The 20,881-nt window shown below is 68.3% G+C and carries 24 protein-coding genes; 8 read left to right on the forward strand and 16 right to left on the reverse strand.

Annotated elements, in window-relative coordinates; all coding sequences use genetic code 11:
- Positions 1–73 precede the first annotated feature (73 nt).
- The 4 genes from pepN to ACSVDM_RS06815 all read left to right on the forward strand — a co-directional run bounded on the left by pepN (position 74) and on the right by ACSVDM_RS06815 (position 4,747).
- Complete coding sequence (gene pepN, locus ACSVDM_RS06800) at positions 74–2,665, forward strand: aminopeptidase N (protein ID WP_439263644.1); 2,592 nt, start codon at positions 74–76, stop codon at positions 2,663–2,665.
- 156 nt (positions 2,666–2,821) lie between these two features.
- Positions 2,822–3,274 (forward strand): SRPBCC family protein, encoded by a 453-nt coding sequence (locus tag ACSVDM_RS06805; protein ID WP_439263645.1) that lies wholly within the window; start codon positions 2,822–2,824, stop codon positions 3,272–3,274.
- A gap of 135 nt (positions 3,275–3,409) precedes the next feature.
- The gene (locus ACSVDM_RS06810) at positions 3,410–4,015 is read left to right on the forward strand and encodes a ClpP family protease (RefSeq protein ID WP_067486178.1); all 606 of its coding nucleotides are present in this window, start codon (positions 3,410–3,412) and stop codon (positions 4,013–4,015) included.
- A 141-nt stretch (positions 4,016–4,156) separates the two neighbouring features.
- A complete protein-coding gene (locus tag ACSVDM_RS06815) occupies positions 4,157–4,747 on the forward strand; it encodes a ClpP family protease (protein WP_439263646.1) in 591 nt (196 codons plus the stop codon).
- An 8-nt stretch (positions 4,748–4,755) separates the two neighbouring features.
- Here the strand turns inward: ACSVDM_RS06815 and ACSVDM_RS06820 are convergent, their stop codons facing one another.
- The 3 genes from ACSVDM_RS06820 to ACSVDM_RS06830 all read right to left on the reverse strand — a co-directional run bounded on the left by ACSVDM_RS06820 (position 4,756) and on the right by ACSVDM_RS06830 (position 8,202).
- On the reverse strand, positions 4,756–5,592 hold the full coding sequence (locus tag ACSVDM_RS06820; RefSeq protein ID WP_439263647.1) for an SDR family oxidoreductase: 837 nt from the start codon (positions 5,590–5,592) through the stop codon (positions 4,756–4,758).
- Positions 5,589–7,061 carry a flavin-containing monooxygenase gene (locus tag ACSVDM_RS06825; protein WP_439263648.1) on the reverse strand — a complete coding sequence of 491 codons (1,473 nt, stop codon included), beginning with the start codon at positions 7,059–7,061 and terminating at the stop codon, positions 5,589–5,591. The genes ACSVDM_RS06820 and ACSVDM_RS06825 overlap by 4 nt, the downstream gene beginning before the upstream one ends.
- 163 nt (positions 7,062–7,224) lie before the next feature.
- Complete coding sequence (locus ACSVDM_RS06830) at positions 7,225–8,202, reverse strand: patatin-like phospholipase family protein (RefSeq protein ID WP_439263649.1); 978 nt, start codon at positions 8,200–8,202, stop codon at positions 7,225–7,227.
- A 60-nt stretch (positions 8,203–8,262) separates the two neighbouring features.
- Between ACSVDM_RS06830 and ACSVDM_RS06835 the strand changes: the two genes are divergently transcribed.
- Positions 8,263–8,862 (forward strand): TetR/AcrR family transcriptional regulator, encoded by a 600-nt coding sequence (locus tag ACSVDM_RS06835; RefSeq protein ID WP_439263650.1) that lies wholly within the window; start codon positions 8,263–8,265, stop codon positions 8,860–8,862.
- Positions 8,863–8,994: 132 nt separating this feature from the next.
- Here ACSVDM_RS06835 and ACSVDM_RS06840 read toward each other — a convergent pair whose 3' ends face one another.
- From ACSVDM_RS06840 to ACSVDM_RS06885, 10 genes are all read right to left on the reverse strand, one after another.
- Complete coding sequence (locus tag ACSVDM_RS06840; RefSeq protein WP_439263651.1) at positions 8,995–9,531, reverse strand: DUF2199 domain-containing protein; 537 nt, start codon at positions 9,529–9,531, stop codon at positions 8,995–8,997.
- A gap of 35 nt (positions 9,532–9,566) precedes the next feature.
- Entirely contained in the window at positions 9,567–9,908 is a 342-nt protein-coding gene (locus ACSVDM_RS06845) for a DUF5713 family protein (protein ID WP_439263652.1), read from the reverse strand.
- Between the two features lie 144 nt (positions 9,909–10,052).
- Entirely contained in the window at positions 10,053–10,442 is a 390-nt protein-coding gene (locus tag ACSVDM_RS06850; protein ID WP_067642419.1) for a helix-turn-helix domain-containing protein, read from the reverse strand.
- A 133-nt stretch (positions 10,443–10,575) separates the two neighbouring features.
- Entirely contained in the window at positions 10,576–11,775 is a 1,200-nt protein-coding gene (locus ACSVDM_RS06855) for an alpha/beta hydrolase family protein (protein ID WP_439263653.1), read from the reverse strand.
- A gap of 106 nt (positions 11,776–11,881) precedes the next feature.
- Positions 11,882–12,748 (reverse strand): alpha/beta fold hydrolase, encoded by an 867-nt coding sequence (locus ACSVDM_RS06860; RefSeq protein ID WP_439263654.1) that lies wholly within the window; start codon positions 12,746–12,748, stop codon positions 11,882–11,884.
- Between the two features lie 36 nt (positions 12,749–12,784).
- Positions 12,785–13,924 carry an MFS transporter gene (locus ACSVDM_RS06865; protein WP_439263655.1) on the reverse strand — a complete coding sequence of 380 codons (1,140 nt, stop codon included), beginning with the start codon at positions 13,922–13,924 and terminating at the stop codon, positions 12,785–12,787.
- A gap of 151 nt (positions 13,925–14,075) precedes the next feature.
- Positions 14,076–14,540, reverse strand: a complete 465-nt coding sequence (locus tag ACSVDM_RS06870; RefSeq protein ID WP_439263656.1) for a DUF5130 domain-containing protein — start codon at positions 14,538–14,540, stop codon at positions 14,076–14,078.
- Positions 14,527–14,805, reverse strand: a complete 279-nt coding sequence (gene ctaJ / locus ACSVDM_RS06875) for an aa3-type cytochrome oxidase subunit CtaJ (protein WP_067486150.1) — start codon at positions 14,803–14,805, stop codon at positions 14,527–14,529. The genes ACSVDM_RS06870 and ctaJ overlap by 14 nt, the downstream gene beginning before the upstream one ends.
- Before the next feature lie 61 nt (positions 14,806–14,866).
- Positions 14,867–16,468: a glycoside hydrolase family 13 protein gene (locus tag ACSVDM_RS06880; RefSeq protein WP_439263657.1), complete on the reverse strand. Its 1,602-nt coding sequence runs from the start codon at positions 16,466–16,468 to the stop codon at positions 14,867–14,869.
- Between the two features lie 175 nt (positions 16,469–16,643).
- Entirely contained in the window at positions 16,644–17,057 is a 414-nt protein-coding gene (locus tag ACSVDM_RS06885; RefSeq protein ID WP_067486149.1) for a globin, read from the reverse strand.
- 152 nt (positions 17,058–17,209) lie between these two features.
- Here ACSVDM_RS06885 and ACSVDM_RS06890 point away from each other — a divergent pair, with 152 nt between their 5' ends.
- Complete coding sequence (locus tag ACSVDM_RS06890) at positions 17,210–17,923, forward strand: HNH endonuclease (RefSeq protein ID WP_439263658.1); 714 nt, start codon at positions 17,210–17,212, stop codon at positions 17,921–17,923.
- Here the strand turns inward: ACSVDM_RS06890 and ACSVDM_RS06895 are convergent, their stop codons facing one another.
- Complete coding sequence (locus tag ACSVDM_RS06895) at positions 17,924–18,493, reverse strand: helix-turn-helix domain-containing protein (protein ID WP_067486951.1); 570 nt, start codon at positions 18,491–18,493, stop codon at positions 17,924–17,926.
- A 65-nt stretch (positions 18,494–18,558) separates the two neighbouring features.
- Here ACSVDM_RS06895 and ACSVDM_RS06900 point away from each other — a divergent pair, with 65 nt between their 5' ends.
- Both ACSVDM_RS06900 and ACSVDM_RS06905 read left to right on the forward strand, forming a co-directional pair.
- A complete protein-coding gene (locus ACSVDM_RS06900; RefSeq protein WP_439263659.1) occupies positions 18,559–19,380 on the forward strand; it encodes an AzlC family ABC transporter permease in 822 nt (273 codons plus the stop codon).
- Positions 19,377–19,697, forward strand: coding sequence for an AzlD domain-containing protein (locus tag ACSVDM_RS06905; RefSeq protein WP_067486144.1), 321 nt, complete (start codon positions 19,377–19,379; stop codon positions 19,695–19,697). The genes ACSVDM_RS06900 and ACSVDM_RS06905 overlap by 4 nt, the downstream gene beginning before the upstream one ends.
- Positions 19,698–19,778: 81 nt before the next feature.
- Here the strand turns inward: ACSVDM_RS06905 and ACSVDM_RS06910 are convergent, their stop codons facing one another.
- Together ACSVDM_RS06910 and ACSVDM_RS06915 are read right to left on the reverse strand one after the other, a co-directional pair.
- A complete protein-coding gene (locus tag ACSVDM_RS06910) occupies positions 19,779–20,450 on the reverse strand; it encodes a hypothetical protein (RefSeq protein ID WP_067642432.1) in 672 nt (223 codons plus the stop codon).
- 4 nt (positions 20,451–20,454) lie between these two features.
- Entirely contained in the window at positions 20,455–20,880 is a 426-nt protein-coding gene (locus ACSVDM_RS06915) for a thioesterase family protein (RefSeq protein WP_067486948.1), read from the reverse strand.
- Between the last annotated feature and the right edge of the window lies 1 nt (position 20,881).

Raw genomic sequence — 20,881 nt, forward strand, 5'->3', positions numbered from 1 at the left:
GGACGCTGATGTGCGCGCGGCCGAGGCCGCAGCGCGCGAGGCGTGCCGTGTTCGTCGACGACGAAGGAGATCAATGTCTGCCCCGAATCTCACCCGCGACCAGGCGGTCGAACGCGCGGCCGTGGTGGCCGTGGACAACTACCGGATCGAGCTCGACCTCACCGATCAGCCGCGCGGGGCGGACTCGGCGGTGTCGGACACCTTCGGTTCGACGACGACCGTCACCTTCACCGCGAAGCCGGGGGCGAGCACCTTCATCGATCTGGTCGCGGCGCGGGTGCGCTCGGCGGTGCTCAACGGCCGAGATCTCGATGTGAGTTCGTATGCCGAGGAGACCGGCATCGCGCTGACGGATCTGGCCGAGAACAACGAGCTGGTGGTGGTGGCCGACTGCGAGTACTCGCACACCGGTGAGGGCCTGCACCGCTTCGTCGACCCCGCCGACAGCAAGGTGTACCTGTACTCGCAGTTCGAGACCGCCGACGCCAAGCGGATGTTCGCCTGCTTCGACCAGCCCGACCTCAAGGCCACCTTCGACGTCGTCGCGACGGCGCCGAGCGACTGGGTTGTCGTCTCCAACGGTGCCGATATCGACCGGCACGAGATCGGCGCGGTCGTGCGCCACACGTTCGCGACCACGCCGCGGATGAGCACCTACCTGGTCGCCATGATCGCCGGTCCCTACGCCACCTGGACCGACACCTATTCCGACAGCCACGGCGAGATCCCCCTCGGCCTGTTCTGCCGGGCCTCGCTGGCCGAGCACATGGACCACGAGCGGCTGTTCACCGAGACCAAGCAGGGTTTCGACTTCTACCACAAGAACTTCGGTGTGCCGTACGCCTTCGGCAAGTACGACCAGCTGTTCGTGCCGGAGTTCAACGCGGGCGCGATGGAAAACGCGGGCGCGGTCACCTTCCTCGAGGACTACGTGTTCCGGTCCAAGGTGACCCGCGCGTCGTATGAGCGCCGCGCGGAGACGGTGCTGCACGAGATGGCGCACATGTGGTTCGGCGACCTGGTCACCATGAAGTGGTGGGACGATCTGTGGCTCAACGAGTCGTTCGCGACGTTCGCGTCGGTGCTGTGCCAGGCCGAGGCGACCGAATACACCAGTGCCTGGACCACTTTCGCGAATGTGGAGAAGTCCTGGGCCTACCGCCAGGACCAGCTGCCCTCGACCCACCCGATCGCGGCCGACATCCCCGACCTGCACGCAGTGGAGGTGAACTTCGACGGCATCACCTACGCCAAGGGCGCCTCGGTGCTCAAGCAGCTGGTCGCCTATGTCGGGTTGCAGCCGTTCCTGGCCGGTCTGCGCGACTACTTCGCCGAACACGCCTACGGCAACGCCACTTTCGACGATCTGCTGTCGGCGTTGGAGAAGGCGTCGGGGCGCGACCTGTCGGACTGGGGCGCCCAGTGGCTCAAGACCACCGGCCTCAATATCCTGCGGCCCGATTTCACCGTCGCGGCAGACGGCACCTTCTCGAGTTTCGCGGTGGTGCAGGAGGGCGCCGCACCGGGTGCCGGCGAGTACCGCGTGCACCGGATCGCGGTCGGTGTCTACGACGATGTCGACGGAAAGCTGGTGCGTGCCAAGCGCGTCGAGCTCGACCTCGACGCCGCCGCGCGGACCGAGGTGCCGGAGCTGGTCGGGGTGCCGCGCGGGGCCCTGGTGCTGGTCAACGACGACGACCTCACCTACTGCTCGCTGCGCCTGGACCCCGAGTCGCTCGCGGTGGTCGTCGACCGCGTCGGTGACATCGCCGAATCCCTGCCGCGCACACTGGCCTGGTCGGCGGCCTGGGAGATGACCCGGCAGGCCGAGATGAAGGCCCGCGATTTCGTCGCGCTCGTGCAGCGCGGGATCGGTGCCGAGTCCGAGATCGGGGTGGTGCAGCGGTTGCTCATGCAGGCCGCGACCGCCATCTCGAGCTACGCGGAGCCCGGGTGGGCCGAGCAGGAGGGCTGGCCCGGTTTCGCCGATCGGCTGCTGGAACTGGCCCGCGGCGCCGAGGCGGGTTCGGATCATCAGCTGGCGTTCGTCAACGCACTCACCGGGGCCGAGCTGGACACTCGGCACACCGATGTGCTCGCCCGGCTGCTCGACAGCGATCCGGCGGAGGTCGGCCTGGGCGGGCTCACGGTCGACACCGACCTGCGCTGGCGCGTCGTCACCGCACTGGCCGCCGCGGGCCGCATCGACGCCGACGGGCTCGAGTCCCCGGTGATCGACGCCGAACTGAACCGCGACCCGACCGCGGCAGGCAAGCGCCAGGCCGCCGCCGCCCGCGCGGCCCGCCCGCTGGCGGCGGTGAAGGAACAGGCCTGGAACACGGTGATGGGCGACGACACGGTTCCCAACATCACCGCCCGCGCAATCGTCGGCGGTTTCGCCCCCGCGGGCCAGGGCGAACTGCTCGCCCCGTATGTCGACCGCTACTTCGCCGAGGTTCCCGCCGTCTGGGAACGCCGCTCGAGCGAGGTGGCCCAGACCGTCGTCGTCGGCCTGTACCCGCACTGGGCGATCACCGAGGAAGCGATGGCCAAGGCCGACGAATTCCTCGCGGGTGACCACCCGCCCGCCCTGTACCGCCTGGTCTCGGAAGGCCGCGCCGGGATCGAACGCTCGCTGCGCGCACGGGAATTCGACGCCAAGTAGCGCACGGACCCGATGGCCCCGATCTCGCCGGATCGGGGCCATCGGCCATTTCCGGCACTGGCCGGCTCGACGCATTTCGCCCCGATGTGACTACTACCGAGAGTAGTATTCGGGGCGGGGGATTTCCTCCATGTCGATCTTCGAAGGAGAAGCGGGATGGAAACCATTGCGGCCGAGCGCTTTATCGCGGCGCCGATCGAACAGGTCTTCGAATGGTGTGCCGACACAAGGAATTACGGGCGTTCGTTCTGGGTGCTGCGTAACCGTTGGGTCCGGCCGGGGACAGACGCGCCCTACGGCGTCGGCGCGGTCCGCCGGCACCTGTGGATGATCGGCCGGTTCACCGAGCGGATCACCCGCTACGACCCGCCGCATGCCTTCGACTACCTCGTCGAACGCAGCTTTCCGCCGTCCCGGCACGACGGCGGGACCATGACGTTCACGTCGGAACCGGGCGGAACAAGGGTGCGCTGGACGAGCGTCGGCGAGGTGAAAGCCCCGTTCGCCGCCGCCGCGATCACCCGGCTCACCACACCGATCGCCGCGATGGTCTTCGGGAAGATCCTGGATGCGTGCGCGAAAGACCTCGGAGTCTCCGCCACCCGCTGAAACACCTCGCTGTCATCGCGGTACTCACGAGGCGACGCCGCCGTACGCCGGTGTCGCCGTGTTCGCTGCTGTGAGCAGATCTGCTGGGGGCAGCATCGGCGGCGAATGGTGGTGTGCGCGAGGCACCGTTGACTCATGGCACACGACGACAAAGCACCGATGTTCAGTTGGCGGATGCGTGAGCAGTTGTTCGGGCGGCGGATTCTCGTGCTCGACGGTGCGCTCGACGACGACAACGGGACCCTGCTCATCACCCAGATGCTCACCCTCGCCGCCCAGGCACCCGAAGCGGGAATCTCGCTGTGGATCCACTCCCCCGGCGGCTCGGTGCCGTCGATGCTCGCCATCCGCGACGTGATGCGGCTGGTGCCGTGCGAGGTGTCCACCCTCGCGCTCGGATTGGCCTGCAGCGCAGGGCAATTCCTGCTGTCCTCCGGGACGCCGGGTAAGCGGTACGCGATGCCGCACGCCCGCATCCTCATGCACCAGGGCTCGGCGGGTATCGGCGGCAGCGCCGTCGAGGTGGAGGTGCAGGCCGACGACCTGCGCTACACCGTCGACACCGTGCTCGGCCTCATCGCCGAGGACACCGGCCAACCGTTCGACCGCGTCTACGAGGACTCCCTGCACGACCGCTGGTTCACCGCCACCCAGGCCCTCGAGTACGGCTTCATCGACCACGTGGTGGAGTCCTTCGACCAAGTGGTGCCCAATCGTCGTCGCATCGGCATCACGGCATGAATTACCCACGGCACCACGTGATCACGCGCGTACATGGGTAACTCACCGGGGACGGGCAAACCCGACCCCTACCCCAACAGCCTGCCGCCGACGCAATCCGGGCGGCAGACGAGTCAGGCCAGAATTCGCGGAGAGGCGGATATGTCCAGTTACACCATTCCGAATGTGGTTTCCCAGCACCGCGGTGGGGAACGTATCACCGACATCTACTCGCACCTGCTCAGCGAACGCATCGTCTACCTGGGCACACCCATCGACTCGGGCGTCGCCAACGCGCTCATCGCGCAGCTGCTGCACCTGGAATCCGACAGCCCCGGCCAGGCGATCAGCCTCTACATCAACTGCGAGGGTGGCGACCTGTCGGCCATGCTGGCCGTGTACGACACCATGCGCTTCATCAAGGCGCCCGTGCACACCACCTGTGTCGGTCAGGCCATCGCGGTCGGTGCGGTGCTGCTCGCGGGTGGCGAGGCGGGACACCGGGCGATGCTCCCGCACACCCGAATCGTGTTGCACCAGCCCGCGACTCGCGGCCAGGGCACGATTCCCGATCTGATCCTGCAAGCCGACGAGATCGTGCGCATGCGGGCGGCGATCGAGGCGATCCTGTCCAAGCACACCGGTCAGAGCCCGGAGACCTTGCGTCGCGATACCGATCGCGACCGGGTGTTCACCGCCGAGACCGCCCTGGAGTACGGGCTGGTCGACCAGGTTCTGCACGAACGGCAGTGACCCGTGCGCTACTGCTTCTCGATGCGATCGAGGTAGACCCGACGCACGTCGTCGTCGACCCGGTTGATCGCGGCGTCGTCGTGAGCGGCCTTGCGCACCAACCGGATCAGCGATTCCGGCAGCAGCGTCGCGGCGTTCGCGGCGACACCGACATACGAAGGGACCGATGTCTCGGCGGCCCGGGTCTTCACCGTGCGGACCACGGCGGTGGCGATGTCTTCGGGCTCGACCGTCGGCAGGATGCCCACGTCGATGCCGGAGCTGAGTTCGGTGCGCACGGCCGAGGGCAGGACGGTGCTCACGCTCACCCCGGTGCCGTCCATCTCGAGCCGGGTCGCCGCACTCAGCCCGACCACCGCGAACTTGCTCGCGTTGTACACCGCCAGCCCCTTGAGCGGGAACTTGCCCGCCAGCGATGCCACGTTCACCACGTGGCCGTAGCCGCGTTCCACCATGGCGGGTAGCGCCAGCCGCATGCCGTGGATGACACCGTAGACGTTGACGTCCATGGTGAGCCGGTCGATGCGTTCGGACTGTTCGAGGAACGGCGCGTTGGGCATGACGCCCGCGTTGTTGACCAGCACGTCGAGCGGGCGACCATGCCAGTCGACGGCGGCGTCGAGAAACCGTGCGTAGGAATCCTTGTCGGTGACATCGAGCGCGTGCCCCATGGCCCGGTCGCCGAATTCGGCCGCGGCCTGCACGACCAGCGCCTCGTCGAGATCGCCGAGCGCCACCCGCGCACCCGCCGCCACGAAGGCGCGCGCGGTGGCCAGGCCGATGCCACGCGCCGCGCCGGTGATGGCGACGAGCGCGCCGTCGAGTTCGATCTTCGGATAACTCATGACAGCACCTTGCTCTCGGTGACGGTGAAATCGGAGGGATCGAACGAACTGACCCGGCTCGTCAGTGCCCCGGTCGACCACGGCCAGCTGAAGCTGTTGCGCCCGTTCACATCCAGGTAGTAACTGCGGCAGCCACCGGAGTTGTAGACGGTGCCCGACAGCGCGGCCTGCACCTCGTCGACATACCGGGCCTGCACCTCCGGGCGCACGTCCAGCACGGGCCAGCCCTCGCGGCGGGCCCGGGTGACCGCCGAGACCAGGAAGGTGATCTGGGCTTCGAGAACGGCGAACGCCGAGGAGTGTCCGGTGCCGAGACTCGGCCCGAGGACGGAGAACATGTTGGGGAAGCCGGTGGTGACGGTGCCGAGGTAGGCCTCGGGCGAACCCTTCCAGTGGTCGGCCAGGGAGCGGCCGTCGGCGTCGCGCACGATCTCGCCCAGTGGGGAGTCCAGGATGTGGAAGCCGGTGCCGAGGATGATCGCGTCCACCTCGGCGCTGCTGCCGTCGGCGCCGATCACCGTGTTGCCCCGGATCTCGGTGACGGCGGTGGCGTGCACGTCGACATTGGATTTGGTGAGCGACTGGAGGTAGTTGTTGGAGAACAGGATCCGCTTGCAGCCGAGCAGGTAGTCGGGAGTGAGCTTGGCCCGCAGCACCGGATCACGCACCACCGCACGCAGATACGCCGAACCGATCCCCTGCACCGCCTGCATCAGGGGGCGCGGATGCCGGAAGGCCACACCGAGGCTCTCCATCATGGCGTACTCGATGCCACGTAAAGCCTTGTGCGCGAACGGCACGCGCCGCATCACCTGCTTCTCGATGCCCGGCACCGGATGGTCCGGCTTCGGCAGCACCCACTGCGCGGTGCGTTGGAACAGGTGCAGTGCGGCCACCTCGGGCTGGATCTGTGGCACGAACTGCACAGCCGACGCGCCGGTTCCGATCACCGCCACCCGCTTCCCGCTCAGGTCGTAGTCGTGATTCCAGCGCGCCGAATGGAAGACCTCGCCATCGAACTCGTCCAGACCGGTGATGTCGGGGAAGCGCGGTTCGTTCCACGGGCCCGCCGCCGAGACGACGAAACGCGCCGTGAATTCGCCGGAAGTGGTGTCCAGGCGCCACAATTCGGCTGCCGCGTCCCACTGGGCGCCGGTCATCGTCACCCCGAAGCGGGTGCGCTCGGCGAGGCCGTGCTCGCGTGCCACCCGGTCGATGTAGGCGAGGATCTCCGGCTGGGTCGCGAACAGCCGCGACCACTCCGGATTCGGCGCGAACGAGAACGAGTACAACCCCGACGGCACATCACACGCGCACCCCGGATAGGTATTGGCCCGCCACGTCCCCCCGAACGTCTCGGCCTTCTCGACGATGACCACATCGTCGACCCCCGCCTCCCGCAACTTGATGGCGGCGCCGACCCCGGACACCCCCGCCCCGATCACGATCACCTCATGGTGCTGAGTCATCCGGCTCTCCTTCTTCACAGAATCTCGGGTCGCTGTGCGCTCGTCGTGCGCATGGGTTCATGGGCCGGGTGCCGCACACCGGTGGCCGCGACCCGCAGCCGACCGGGCGCCTTCCGGCGGCCGGGGCCTGCCACGCACCGAGTGCGTGCTCTGATCTGCGAGTTCATCGCGCGAGACTCGCGGTGCGCAGTGCTTCGTGCACGCGGGCGTGGGCATTGGCGCGGGCGGCGGCGAGGGTCGCCGGGCGGCGGCGGGAATCCATGAAGTTGGGGCCCATCGCGGCCAATTCGGCGGGCCCCGGTTCGACGCGGATCACGCGAACGCCGTTGTCGCGCAGGAGCTTCACCTCTCGGTCCAGGCCGCGAGTCATCTGGGCGCGCAGGAGGCGTTCGATGCGGTCGAAGCCGGTGGCCGGGGCACCGCCCGCGGAGGTCATCGGGGCGATCACCACCACCTCGTCCAGGTCGAGTGGGAGCAGCAGGTCGGCCGAGACCGAGGAGACCGCGCCGCCGTCGACGTAATCCCGGCCGCCGATCCGTACCGGCGGGAACCAGCCGGGGATCGCCCAGGATGCGGCGATCGCGTCACCGAGGTCGACGGGTGAGCCATCGGCGGACCGATGCGGCGAATCGGCATCGGACCCGTTGGCCCCGAAGGTGATCCGTTGCCCGGTCGCGGCGTCGGCGGCCACCAACCAGGTGGCGGGGTGATCCACCCAGCCGTCGGCATCGGCGAGTGACCGGCCGAACGAGCGAAGCCAGCTCGCGTCACCGCGCCCGCGTGGCAGCAGCCCGGCCAGGGCGCTGTAGGCCGAGCCGGCGCGAAGACCGGCACCGATCAGGCCGAGGTTCGGCAGGCCGATACCGGGCAGCGGCGGGAACTTGCCGGGGTCCACGGCGATGTGCGCCGCGAGTACCGGGTCGGCGCCGGGCTCGGCGTCGAGGGCGGCCAGGAGATCGGCGGGTGTGCGGCCGGAACCGAGGGCGGCCACGATCTCCGCGCCGGCCGACGTCCCGATCAGCACGTCGGCCGATCGAACATCCCAGTCCAGTGCGCGTTCGACCGCGTCGAGGGCCACGGCTGTCCAGGCGAACCCGAGGACACCACCGCAACCGATGGCAAGGCCACGTCGAGTGCTCATCATTCAGATACTAACGGTATTCGAATTCCACCGGTACCCCTTCTTGCTAAACTGCCGCATATGACCAGGCTGACGCGCAAAGAGTCCCACGCACGGACGCGCGAAAGTCTCGTCGAGACCGCCAAACGCCTGTTCCTGGCCGACGGCTACAACGTGACCTCCCTGGAGAAGGTCGCCGCCGAGGCCGGCTACTCCAAGGGCGCGGTCTACTCGAATTTCGCCACCAAACACGAACTCGGCCTCGCCGTGCTCGACGTGGTGCACGTGGAGCGGGCCGAATCGCTGTCGGCCGCGATTCTCGGACCCGACACCATGGCCGAACGGATCGAGGGCTTCGCCCGCTGGGCCGACGAGAACATCGGCGACGTCGGCTGGACAGCCCTGGAGGTCGAGTTCGCCACCAGCACCCGCCACCTCCCCGATATCCGCACCGAACTGGCAGAACGCCGCCGCTCCCTCACCGCCGTCCTGGCCTCCCTCATCGAAATCCAAACCGCCGAACTCGGCATCGCCCTCCCCCTCCCCGCCGACGAAGCGGCCCTCCGCATTCTCGCCCTCGGCATCGGCCTCGGCGTCCAGCGCGCCATCGACCCGGAAATGCCGGTAACCGCCCTCGTCGACATGCTCCGCGAACTGACCGTCCCGATCCGGACGACCTGACCCGCCCGGCGCGCGCCGCCGTCAGTCGGCGCTTCAGTTCGTGGCAGACCGTGTGCCACCGCGGACACCGGGTCACCCGCCGTCTCGCATGCGGGCCATCACTGGACATCGAAACGGGTGGTCGAGTTCAGTTCATGACTTGTCGGTGTGCAGAACTTGTTCGGCGAACCATTGAACGCGGGCCGCGGTGATTCCGGTTCGTTGCTCGACGGCCAGGGGGTGATCGGTGGGTTCCAGTTCCACGAGTGGTCGGTTGCCGATGGGCTGGGAATGGAGTTTGGTCTTCAGGTTCAAGGTGGTCGGTTCGTACACGGGCAGGATGGTGGACAACCAGCCGAAATATGGTGGCTCCTCGACTCTTTCGGGCTTGTCCCACAGCGTCGACATTCCCTCGAAGTTAGCCGCGCTGACCGATACCCACACGCCCCAGTCGAATTCGGTGCCGAGGTCGGTCACGGGAATGACCAGTCGTGCCCGCACGAAGAAGTGCGATCCCGCTATCACGCATTGTTCTTCTCCGAGGACGCTGCCGGGCTGATCCGCGACTTCGGGGGTCCAGTGCGCGGGTGCCGGCATGCCGTAACCGAGCGGGGGTCCGTCGTGTGGTTCGGCGCAACGGGAGCAGGTGTAGGTGGAGCCGGTTTTCACATCGGGAACCGTTACCTTCATCGCCGGATCCGCCAACCACTTCCATGAGCAGCCCGTCACCAGTCTCGCCCGGCTAGCAGCTCCTCCGAATCCGCATTCGGGAAGCCATAGGCCGCCGCGATCACACAGAAGTCCTCGGCGATCACTTCGCGTGCGACCGTCTCGATTTCGCTGTCGGCTGCCTCGAACTCCGCCTCCAGGTCGTTGAACTCGGCGGTGGCGGCTTGGGTGAGGACGTACAGGGCCGTCAGATCCGATGGCCGTTCCGACTCGATGGTCTCGCACAGGCGCAGCAGGACCGCCTTGCACCGGTCGAGCACGGCGTCGGGATAGTACGGGTCCTCGTACATCTCCCGCAGGAACGGATGCTCTGCGGTCTGACGGTTCTTGATCGGCATGCGTCGATGATGCAGGGCACCACCGACAGCTACGCGGGCTCGGCGACGAGGAGACCGTCCGGATACTCCGGCGTGTGCAGCGAAAGCCGGCTCGCGCGGTGGCCGATGGGATCTACAGCCACCGCCGAGCGGATCAGGCTGGCGTCAAGCCGCCATCAGCAGTGCGTTGGGTGCGATCATCGTGGTGCGTGGCATGGCCGGGGCGGTGATGCGGCGGTCGCCGCCGACGACGACGGCTGTGCGGCGGCGCATCATTTCCGCCACCTGGCCGACGAGGTCGCCCACGCTGGTGCCCAGTGCACCGGCCAGGGCGGCGATCATTTCGCTGGAGGGTTCCTTGCGGCCGCGTTCCACCTCCGAGAGGTACTGCGGGGAGATGCCCGCGCGGCCCGCGGTGTCGACCAGCGTCGAGCGCTGCTCTTGGCGCAGCGTGCGCAGGCGTTCGCCGAGGGCCTCGCGCCACAGCGGTTCGGGGCGTGCCCGTCGCTCCTCGCGCCCGCCCGGAATCACCCGCAAACCCTTGTGCTCGCCCATGGTCCGAGCGTAAAGACTGCCGGCGCGACACACCCGGTTCTTCTGCTGTGGGCGTAACTCAACGGCAGTGCCGGGACAGCACGACGACGCCTTCAGCCAGGTGGCAGCCCCTGTCGATCCGGGGGCGTACGCGTCAACGGGTGATGCCGAAGCGGGTGTCGACCCAGCCGAGGGCGTCGGTGAACGACGCGGAGATGATCTCGCTGTGGTCGACGCCGTCGTATTTGCGGTAATCCACCGATTGACCGCGCATCTGCTGTTGGGCCACCATCGCGTCGGTCGACTTCAGCGGAACGGTGTGATCGTCGCGGCCCTGGAGCACCAGCACCGGTTCGGTGAAGCTCAGCCCGCTCGGATCGTTGTCGTCGAGGACGCGCAGCAGCCCGGACAGGTCACCATCGCGCTCGAGAACGTCCTTGACCGACAGCCCGCCCCATTTGCCCGATTCGTTCAGCGCCGCCGCGCAGTCGGTGTCGGCGAGCGGCAGCATCGACACCGCACGCTCGGTGAGGAACCGGGCCGGGTCCAGCTCGGTGACGGTCTGCGCGCCGCGAACCAGCATCGGCAGGTACACCGCCAGCCCACCGGTCCCGACCGAGCCGAGCGGATTCGACACCGCCCACTTCGCCATCCGCACCTGCTCCGCCAGATGGGACGCGGGTGCGAGCGCCACCGCACCGAGCAGATCGACCGCGGGAGCCCAACCGCCCGACGCGCTCGCGGCGAACAGGGCCGCGTGCCCACCCTGGGAGTGCCCCATCGCCACCCAGCGGGCACCGATATCGCGGTTGAATTCCCTTGCCGCGACGACGATGTCGGCGACGGCGCGCTGCTCGGTCTCCCCGATGAGGTAGCCGTGGCCGCCGGGTGTGCCGAGCCCCTGGTAGTCGGTGCGGGCCACCGCGTACCCGGCGGCGACCCAGCGGGCCAGCTCGTCCCTCGTCGGTGACGCACCGTCGGCCCGCGAGGGCGCGCACACGTCGGCGACACCGTTGGTGCCCGGCGCGAACGAGATCAGCGGCCAGCCGCCCACCGGCGGCGTCCCCGGCGGCACCGATACCGTTCCCGAGACGGCGACCGTCGCCCCGTGCGCGTCGATCGAGCGGTAGAGGATCAGCTCGGTGCGGGCACCCGGTACGGCGTCGGGCAGCGACCGGGTGCGGATCACCGAACCCCGTGCGCCCGGGAGGGTTTCGCCGTCGGCGGTGTAGAAGTCCGAGGTCGGCGCACCGGCGGCGGGTTCGGTGTCGCGGAACGAGTCGTCGGCGCAACCGACGGTCGACATGCAGGTCACCGCTACCGCGGCGACGATCCGAGCCAGTGCTGTGCGCATGATCCCCCTTCACCGGCGACCGGCCGTGCCGGCCGCGAAAGCCGCCGCTCAGGGTACTCGATCACGCGCGGACGGCAGGGCGGGTGCCCGGCCGTTCGCAGGTGGCTCAGCGCAGGACCCGGCCGAGGAAATCACGGATCAGCGCGGCGATCTCGGGGCCGTGCGTCTCGAGCGCGAAGTGCCCCGCGTCGAGCAGGTGCAGTTCGGCGTCGGGCAGATCGCGCAGGTAGGCGCGGGCGCCGTCGGCTCCGAAGATCTCGTCGTGCTCGCCCCAGGCGATGAGCGTCGGAGGACGGTGCTCGGCGAAGTACTTCTGGAATTCGGGGTAGCCGTCGAGGTTGTTCTTGTAGTCGGCGAACAGGTCGAGCTGGATCTCCCTGTTGCCTGGACGGTCCAGGTAGGCCTGGTCGAGAGTCCAGGTGTCCGGGCTGACCAGCGACAACCGGTCGGCCGGAACGCCATGGGTGTACTGCCATTTCGTCGCGTCGGGCTCGAGCAGCTTGCGCACCTCCGGTTCGTGGGCGGCGCGGTCGTTCGCGTGTGCGAACAGCGGCTCCCAGAACGGCGTGAAGCCCTCCAGATAGGCGTTGCCGCTCTGGGTGATGAGGGCGCTGACGCGCTGCGGGTTGCGTGCGGCGATACGCAAGCCGATGGGCGCGCCGTAGTCCTGGATGTAGACCGCGAACCGGTCGATGCCGAGGGTGTCGAGCAGTTCGAGGGTGAGGGCGGTGAGGTTGTCGAAGGTGTAGTCGAACTCGTCGGCCTTCGGCATCCCGGACTGCCCGAAGCCCAGATGGTCGGGCGCGATCACGTGATAGTCGGCGGCGAGGGCCGGGATCAGGTTCCGGAACATCGCCGAGCTCGTCGGGAATCCGTGCAGGAGAACAACAGTCGGTGCCGACGGGTCACCCGCCTCGCGATAGAAAATGGACTGGCCCTGGATCTGCACGGTGTTGTGACGGACCTGGCTCATGATGGATCTCTCTTTCTCGGTGGGTTTTGCGGAGGTTCAGACGGTGACCGGTTCGCGACGGCGAACCGGTCCGGCGAGGACAGCGGCGGCCACGGTGAACACCACCGTGAGCGCGAAATAGCCGCGGTAGCTGTCGGTGAGGGTGTGGATCAGGGCGGCGACACCCAACCCGGCGGCGGCAGACAGCTGATGAATCACCCAGGCCGGAGCCAGGGTTCGGCCCATCCGCGCCGGATCGAGTCCACGCGACACGATGGCCATGGTGAGCGGGATGACCGGGAAGGAAGCGATACCGAACAGCACCGCGACCAGCACCAGCGAACCCGGCACGAACACCGCGAGCAGCAACGCGGACAGCCGCACCACGAACAGGGTTCGCAGCAGATCTTCGGGCCGGTGACGGCGCAACAGCGGGACCAGCGCGGCGGAGGTCAGCCCGGCAGCCAGCGCCGCCAAGGCGACCAGTCGGCCCGCACCGGTGACCGACCACCCCAGTTCCACCGCGTGCTCGGGCAACATCAGCACAACCACATAGAGGGTCGCGGAGTGTAATCCGAACGCCACCAAGACCTTCCACCGATCGGCCAGCGACTCCCCCGCACCTGCCACACCGGTGGTCCGCTGATCGTTGGGCAGCAGCAGCCACAACACGGCCGTGACGGCCAGGCCGACCGCACCGAGCAGGGCGAAGGTGGCACGCACACCGATCGGCTCGAACAACGCGGTCGCCGCCCACGGTGTCACCAGCTGACCCAGATTGATGCCGATCGCCGCCCGCGCCATCGCAGGTCCCGCCTGCGCGCCGTGCGCCCGCCCGAGCAGCGTGGTGACGGTGAGCGTGGATGCCGAGGCGAACCCGAGCCCGCCGAGCACCATGTAGGCGGCGACGAACTGCCAGGTCTGGGTAACCGTGGCGAGCACGAGATAACTGCCCGAGATCAGGCTGAGCCCACCGGTCAGCACCATCTTGGGCCCGAACCGATCGAGCAGTCGCCCGATCCCCTGCTGCGCCACCCCGGTCACCGCCGTCCCCAGCGCGGCGGCCACGGCAAGCGCCGTCGACGACACCCCGTACGACGCGGCGGTCGGCGCGAAGAACACCCCCATGGTGAAGTTCAGCCCGAACGACACGGTCATCGCCGCCAGTCCCGCCCAGGCAAGATTCTCTCGGCGCATGCTCGCCACTTCCTAACCAGTCAAAGTTATTTCACTGGTTAGAAGTCGACAGTCGTCGGGTTGATTCCCGATGCGCGGAAACTTTTCCCGCCGAAACACGAACGGCGCGTTCACCTCTGCAGGTGAACGCGCCGGTGCGCGGCGAAAGGGACTAGCGGCCGATAGCGGCGGCCATCACCCGGACAGCCGAGATCAGCCCATCGATCAGGTTGCCCTGACGGAAGGACGCCAGTGCGGCGGTGACGCCGAGCTGGCAGATGCGGTCGTTGGCGCGCTCGGCCACCGCGGCACCCGAACGGACCTCCACGGCACCCTGGTTGGGCGAGACCGCGATGAGCACCGAGTCGGCGGACTCGGGGGTGTTCTGCAGCAGCGCGTCGGCACCGGCGGCCGGGTCGGCACCCAGGTCGCCGAGGTAGATGTTGAAGCGCACCTTCGTGGCGCGGGTGGCGTCGGTGAGCGCGTTGTCGAGGGCGACCCGCTCACGATCGGTGAACGGCACCTCGTCGAACACCGTGCCGGGCTCGTGCACACCGGAGACGCGGCCACTACTGGTCAGCGCGTACCCGTGCGGCAGGTCGGCTTCGACAACCGCGGGCCAATTAGAACTTGCCACTTGCCCGGCCTCCGATCAGCTCCGCGTGCGCGGGTTCGAGAACCGCATGGCTGCCATGCGGTTCGGCGTGGTGGTGACCGGACGCAGCGGTCACCTCGTCGGTAGCGCTCCACAGCACCGGCGGGTGGGTCCACTTCTGCCCGAGCTCGAAGTGGGCCGGCTTCTCACCGGGCAGTGGCTTACCGAGATAGGACAAACCCGCGATCGCGAAGTAGATCGCGGCCGGGATGCCGACGAAGATCAGCACTGTCTCGAGAATGCTCACGAGTGAAACGTTAGACGATGCTCTGTAGTAGTTCATCCTCCGGCCGTCGGAAATGCGCGTGTCAGACCAACCAGGCCGCCGCGTTCGCGGGCAGGCGGTCGTCGGCGACCGGAGCGCTGGACAGCAGCAACTCCCCCGGCGGCAGCTGAATCGGCCCGTCCGAGGCGTTGAGCACACACACCAGCCCACCCGGTCGGCGGAACGCCAGACACCCGGCCGGGCTGCCGTACCAGTCGATCCGGTCGCCCGCGAATTCCGAACGGGTACCGCGCAGATCGATCGCCAGGCGGTACAGCGACAACGTCGAGTGCAGGGTTTCCAGCTGGGCTTCGACGGTGCGGTCGGCCCACTCGGCGGGCATCGGCAGCCACGGCGTGCCCGTGGTGAAACCGAACGGCGGCGTACTGCCCTCCCACGGAATCGGCACCCGGCACCCGTCGCGACCACGCTCGGTGTGGCCGGAGCGTTCCCACACCGGATCCCGCAGCGCCTCCTCGGGCAGATCGCCGACATTGGGCAGCCCGAGCTCGGCGCCGTTGTAGACGAATACCGCACCCGGCAGCGCCAATTCGACCATCATCATCGCCCGCGCCCGCGCCACCCCGGTCTTGCCGCCGCCGTAGCGGGTGACCTCGCGTTCGATGTCGTGGTTGGACAGGGTCCAGGTGGGTGGGGCGCCGACCGCGCTCACCGCCTCGAGCGAATGGGTGATGGCGGTGCGCACGTCCTCGGCGGTGAAGGCCGCCTCGGCCAGCCGGAAGTTGAACGCCAGATGCAGTTCGTCGGGGCGCACGTACTCGCCGAAGCGCACGTTGTCATCGACCCACACCTCACCGATGGACACCGCGTGCGGATAGTCGTCGAGCACGGTGCGGATGCGGCGGTGGATGGCGTGCACACCGGGGTTGTTGAAGCGGGGATCGTCGTCGTCGTGCACCAGCATCTTGGTGTCGACGTGCGCCATGTCGGGCAGGCCTTCCGGTTTGGCCATGCCGTGGGCCACATCGAGACGGAAACCGTCGACCCCGCGGTCGAGCCAGAACCGCAGCGTCTTCTCGAAATCCGCGGCGACATCGGGATTGTCCCAGTTCAGGTCGGGTTGTTCGCGCGCGAAGATGTGCAGGTACCACTGGCCCGGCGTGCCGTCGGGCTCGGTGATCCTGGTCCAGGCGGGGCCACCGAAGATGCTCGGCCAGTTGTTGGGCGGCTCGGCGCCGTCTTCGCCGCGACCGTCGCGGAAGATGTAGCGCGCCCGTTCGGGACTGCCCGGTGCGGCTTCGAGCGCGGCCGCGAACCACGGATGCTCGGTGCTGGTGTGGTTGGGCACCAGATCCATGGTGACCTTGATCTCACGATCGTGCGCCTCGGCGATGAGTTCGTCGAGGGCCTCGAGGCCACCGAAGAGCGGGTCGATGTCGCGTGGGTCGGACACGTCGTAGCCGCCGTCGGCCTGTGGTGAGCGCATCACCGGACAGATCCACAGCGCGTCGACACCCAATAGCTCGAGGTAACCCATCTTCTCGCGCACACCGCCGAGATCGCCGACTCCGTCACCATCGGAGTCGGCGAACGAACGCGGATAGACCTGATAGAACACGGCGGTTTTCCACCACGGAGCGGTGCTGTTGTCCCCCGGCACCGGCGAGGCAGGTGTCTGTGTCACAACCGCAATATTGCCAAAGAACGCCCACAATATTCATGCGGCGCGAGACTTTCTTCGAATCCGGCAAATCGCCAGCGTTCGCCACGCCGGACGGAAACATCGCGGTAAACCGGGGCGCAGGTCCGAAATCGGGTCGCTACCTGGACGTCATCAGCGAATCCCGGGCGTCCCGAGCTCAGTGCGGGGCGTTCTGCAACGAGGCCGCTGCCATCTGGAAATAGTCCAGCATCGCCTTGCGGTGTTCGGCGTCCAGGATCGACGGCTCGATCTCGTCGACGGCGATCCGCATGCAACGCAACCACGCGTCCCGCTCGAGCGCTCCGATGACGAACGGATGATGACGCATCCGCAGCCGGGGGTGGCCGCGCTCGTCGGAGTAGGTGCGCGGCCCACCCCAGTACTGTTCGAGGAACATCCGCAACCTGCGCTCGGCCGGCCCCAGATCCTCCTCGGGATACAGCGGGCGCAGGATCTCGTCGGCAGCGACCTCGCGATAGAAGACCGACACGATGCGGCGGAAGGTCTCCGCGCCACCCACCGCGTCGTAGAACGAGGTCGTTGTCTGCTCACCTGAAGTCACGCGCTCCATTGTGCCCCGAGCGCGCGCCGGGCCTTCAATCACAGTTCACCCGAAAGTTTGAAAAATAACCGTGCAATACGGGCTCAACCGTGGTCAACTGGTGGACAGTATCGACCCCAGATACCACATGATCCTGCCAATCATGAAATTGAGGTCACACAATGAAGCAGCGGCCAGGCGCCCGGTCACACGAGGCGCGCGCGCACCGACAACTCCAGCCCGCCGACGTCCACAATCGTGGCTCGGGGGCTATTCCGCTGCACATCTTGTCCGATCACCATCCGGGCGCACACGGTCTGCACGACCTGCCGCATCGCCCCGCGCCACTGCATCTCGCCGGCGATCACGACGCCGCCGCCTGGCGTAAACGCCGGGTGCTGCTTCTCAACGCCACCTACGAACCACTCACCGCACTGTCCGCTCGCCGCGCTGTCGTTCTGCTGATCTGCGCGAAGGCCGACGCGGTCCACGACGATCCCGCCGCCCCGGTCCTGCATTCGGCGGGCGCGACGGTGGCCATTCCCTCCGTTATCCGGCTGCGCACCTATGTGCGGGTCCCCTACCGCGCCCGGGTGCCGATGACCCGGGCGGCTCTCATGCACCGCGACCGCTACCGCTGCGGGTACTGCGGCGGCAAAGCCGAAACCATCGACCACGTCATCCCGCGCAGTCGCGGCGGGGAGCACTCGTGGGAGAACTGCGTGGCCAGCTGCGCGCCGTGCAACCACCGCAAAGCCGACAAGATGCTGACCGAACTGGGCTGGACGTTGCGTCATCCGCTGGTCTCACCCAAGGGCCCGCACTGGCGGCTGCTGTCGACCACCGCCGATCTCGACCCGCTCTGGTTGCAGTACCTGGGCGAAGGGGCCGCCTGATCAGGCGCTCTCGATGACCATCGTGGCCCACGTGCCCGGTTCGAGAGCCTCGAAGACGTGCGGGAGATCACCCAGGTAGCGGATGTAGTCACCTGGGCGCATCTCCACGGGCTCGTCGGCGGGACCGACGATGGCATGACCGGCCGCGAGGACCACGTGCTCGACCACACCGGGCGTGTGCGGTTCCGAGCGACGGATCTGACCGGGTTCGGCCGCGATCCGGTACACATCGCAGCGCGTGTGTGATTGGCCTGCCGCGAGCAGGGTGACGCGATAGTCCGCGTCGGCCGAGGGCACCTGCGAACCCTCGTCGGCGCGGATCACCTGCACGTTCGGGCGCGGCGGATCGAGCAGTCGCGAGAACGGCATCTCCAGGGCGACGCACAGCGCCCACAGGGTTTCCAGGCTGGGATTACCGGTGCCCGATTCCAGTTGCGACAGTGTGGACTTCGCCACACCCGCGCGGCTGGCGACCTCGGTGAGCGACAGGCCGGCGCGAGCGCGTTCTCGTCGTAGGGCCGCCGCGATCACCGCTTGGGGTGGTCCGGCGACCGGGTCCTGCCGGTCCATCAACGCCTCCTCCGGAGCTGTTTCCGCGTTGACTTTACCGACCCGCAGCGTTCACTATGAAAAACATGCGTTCGATCTGGCGAACACTCGATCGGCGGACCGCCGCCGCCGTGGCCGCGGCCTGCCTGGCCGTCGGCCTCTTCGGCGTCTCCTACGGCGCCTCGACCATCGCTGCCGGATTCCCGGTGTGGATGCCGATCGTCGCGGCGGTGACGGTGCTGGCCGGCGGCTCGGAACTGCTGTTCTTCGGGATCGTCGCGGCTGGTGGGAGCCCGCTCGCCGCCGTGGTCGCCGGGTTGCTGCTCAACGCGAGGCACCTGCCGTACGGGCTGGCCGCCCCCGACGTGTTCGGGCACGGCTGGCGTCGGCTGTTCGGGATCCACGTCCTCAACGACGAGTCGGTGGCCTTCGCGACCGCGCCCGGTGCTCGGGAACGCAAGCGTGCGGCGTATTGGGCCTGCGGAATCGGAGTCGCCCTGTGCTGGCCGCTCGGTGCGACCCTCGGCGCCGCCCTCGGTTCCCTCGTCCCCGACACCTCCGCACTCGGCCTGGACGCGGTGTTCCCGGTCATCCTGCTGGCGCTCCTGTTGCCCGCGCTGCGTGATCGCGCGACGCTGCGCCCGGTACTGGCCGGGGCCGGGCTGGCAGTCGCGATCGCGCCATTCGTGCCTGCCGGGTTGCCGGTGTTGATCGCGCTGATCGGGTTGGTGCTGGCGTCCCGGCCTGCGAAGCCGTCGGATTCCTCAGCGGCACAGCCGGAGAGTGTCGGCGGAGTCGGCCATGCGGAAGTCGACGCGGCGGGTGCCGGCGTGCGGCCGGGCGGGTGGGTTGCCGCCGACTCGGATTGCTGCCCAGCTGCGGCATTCCCGCGCGGGGGTGCGTCGTGAACGCGCCCTACCTGGTGCCCGCGATGATGGCGCTGGCGGTCGGCACCTATGCGTTGCGGTGGGCGGGGCCGGCGTTGCGGGATCGAATCCGGTTGTCGGCGCGCACTATTGCGCTGCTCGACACCGGGGCGTTGATTCTGCTTGCCGCGCTGGTGGCGACGGCGACGTTGCCGACGGGCACCGGGGAACTCGGCGTCGCCTTGCCCGCCGGCGTCGCGGTCGGCGGTGTGCTTGCCTGGCGGCGGGCGCCCTTGCTCGTCACCGTGATCGCCGCCGCCGCCACGACCGCACTGCTTCGACTCGTCGGCGTGCATTGACCCCGCTTGTCGCGCTCGGCAGGTCGGCATAGCGCCGCCGGTGGCATACGACCAGTCGGCATGAAGCCCCCTGCCGTGAGTTCAACTGGGCGACAGTGGAATTCCACCACCCAATCGGCGGGCAACGGAACCGTAGCGGGCGTCGAGGCGCAGCCAGGTGCGAGTGGTGCGGACGCGAACCAGTTCGGTCGGCTGGATGCGCCGGGATTCGGCCTTCTCCCCCGCGTGCGGGATGAAGTCCATGGCGGTGAGGGCAAAGACGACGCGCATCGGGACCTCGACCGCGAGATCACCCGCGCCGGTCACCGTGAGCACCGACTGGTCGAGCAGGGACGCGGGCGGCCCGTGGGCGCCACCGTGCTCACGCGCCAGATCCGCTCCGCGCTCGGCCAATTCGACGAGCGCGCGGGCAGGCACATCGTCGACGTGGGCGAAGCCGTCGGTCGGTGGGAGCGCACCGCGCCAAGCCGAGTCCATCGAATAGCCGAGGTCGATCGGATGCCCGGTGCCGAGCCCGGCCAGCACCATGTCGGCGCCGACGGTGACATCGTCGACACCGAGTTCGGCCGTGATCGTGCGCACCGCCAGCGTCTCGAAACCCGTCGCCACCCAGGCGGAGACAAGACTCGAGCCGCGGCGGCGCAACCGCACCACCGCCGCCTGGTCCAAGCGCAATGCCCGCGACAGGAAGGTGGCCAGGTTCTCGCGTTCGGCCGGGTCGGGCGTATGCAGCACGCGCTGTTCGGAACTCACGAAATCAGGCCCGCCACAACGCCAGGTAGTCGCGTTCGGTGTCGGTGAGCCTGCGCAACCGCTGGGTGTCGATGTCGAACGCCGCGAGCTGGGTGGTCGCGGTGACCGCGGGCGGCGAGTCCGGTGCGGCGCCGCTGGCCCGCACCTCGTAGCCGACGGTGAAGTCGACGGCGCGCAACTGCTTGATCCACATGGCGATGTCGAGCGGGGTGTCCTCGTGGCGCAGTTGGCCCCGGTACTTCACGTGCAGATCGACGAGCACACAACCCTGCCTGCCCATCGACGCGGTCGGCTTGTCGTCGTCGAACAGCCACGGAATTCTGGCCTCCTCCAGCAACGTCACCATGCGGGCATGGTTGACGTGCTGGAACACGTCCATATCCGACCAGCGGATCTCGACCTTCGCATGGAAACGCTGCGGCAGAACCAGC

The organism is Nocardia sp. JW2 (genome assembly GCF_051843015.1).
Lineage (GTDB): Bacteria > Actinomycetota > Actinomycetes > Mycobacteriales > Mycobacteriaceae > Nocardia > Nocardia coubleae.

Bases quoted from the DNA above. Each gene is read 5' to 3' on its own strand.
- pepN (WP_439263644.1), top strand. From the start codon at position 74: ATGTCTGCCCCGAATCTCACCCGCGACCAGGCGGTCGAACGCGCGGCC.
- ACSVDM_RS06805 (WP_439263645.1), top strand. From the start codon at position 2,822: ATGGAAACCATTGCGGCCGAGCGCTTTATCGCGGCGCCGATCGAACAG.
- ACSVDM_RS06810 (WP_067486178.1), top strand. From the start codon at position 3,410: ATGGCACACGACGACAAAGCACCGATGTTCAGTTGGCGGATGCGTGAG.
- ACSVDM_RS06815 (WP_439263646.1), top strand. From the start codon at position 4,157: ATGTCCAGTTACACCATTCCGAATGTGGTTTCCCAGCACCGCGGTGGG.
- ACSVDM_RS06820 (WP_439263647.1), bottom strand. From the start codon at position 5,592: ATGAGTTATCCGAAGATCGAACTCGACGGCGCGCTCGTCGCCATCACC.
- ACSVDM_RS06825 (WP_439263648.1), bottom strand. From the start codon at position 7,061: ATGACTCAGCACCATGAGGTGATCGTGATCGGGGCGGGGGTGTCCGGG.
- ACSVDM_RS06830 (WP_439263649.1), bottom strand. From the start codon at position 8,202: ATGAGCACTCGACGTGGCCTTGCCATCGGTTGCGGTGGTGTCCTCGGG.
- ACSVDM_RS06835 (WP_439263650.1), top strand. From the start codon at position 8,263: ATGACCAGGCTGACGCGCAAAGAGTCCCACGCACGGACGCGCGAAAGT.
- ACSVDM_RS06840 (WP_439263651.1), bottom strand. From the start codon at position 9,531: ATGAAGGTAACGGTTCCCGATGTGAAAACCGGCTCCACCTACACCTGC.
- ACSVDM_RS06845 (WP_439263652.1), bottom strand. From the start codon at position 9,908: ATGCCGATCAAGAACCGTCAGACCGCAGAGCATCCGTTCCTGCGGGAG.
- ACSVDM_RS06850 (WP_067642419.1), bottom strand. From the start codon at position 10,442: ATGGGCGAGCACAAGGGTTTGCGGGTGATTCCGGGCGGGCGCGAGGAG.
- ACSVDM_RS06855 (WP_439263653.1), bottom strand. From the start codon at position 11,775: ATGCGCACAGCACTGGCTCGGATCGTCGCCGCGGTAGCGGTGACCTGC.
- ACSVDM_RS06860 (WP_439263654.1), bottom strand. From the start codon at position 12,748: ATGAGCCAGGTCCGTCACAACACCGTGCAGATCCAGGGCCAGTCCATT.
- ACSVDM_RS06865 (WP_439263655.1), bottom strand. From the start codon at position 13,924: ATGCGCCGAGAGAATCTTGCCTGGGCGGGACTGGCGGCGATGACCGTG.
- ACSVDM_RS06885 (WP_067486149.1), bottom strand. From the start codon at position 17,057: ATGGAGCGCGTGACTTCAGGTGAGCAGACAACGACCTCGTTCTACGAC.
- ACSVDM_RS06890 (WP_439263658.1), top strand. From the start codon at position 17,210: ATGAAGCAGCGGCCAGGCGCCCGGTCACACGAGGCGCGCGCGCACCGA.
- ACSVDM_RS06895 (WP_067486951.1), bottom strand. From the start codon at position 18,493: ATGGACCGGCAGGACCCGGTCGCCGGACCACCCCAAGCGGTGATCGCG.
- ACSVDM_RS06900 (WP_439263659.1), top strand. From the start codon at position 18,559: ATGCGTTCGATCTGGCGAACACTCGATCGGCGGACCGCCGCCGCCGTG.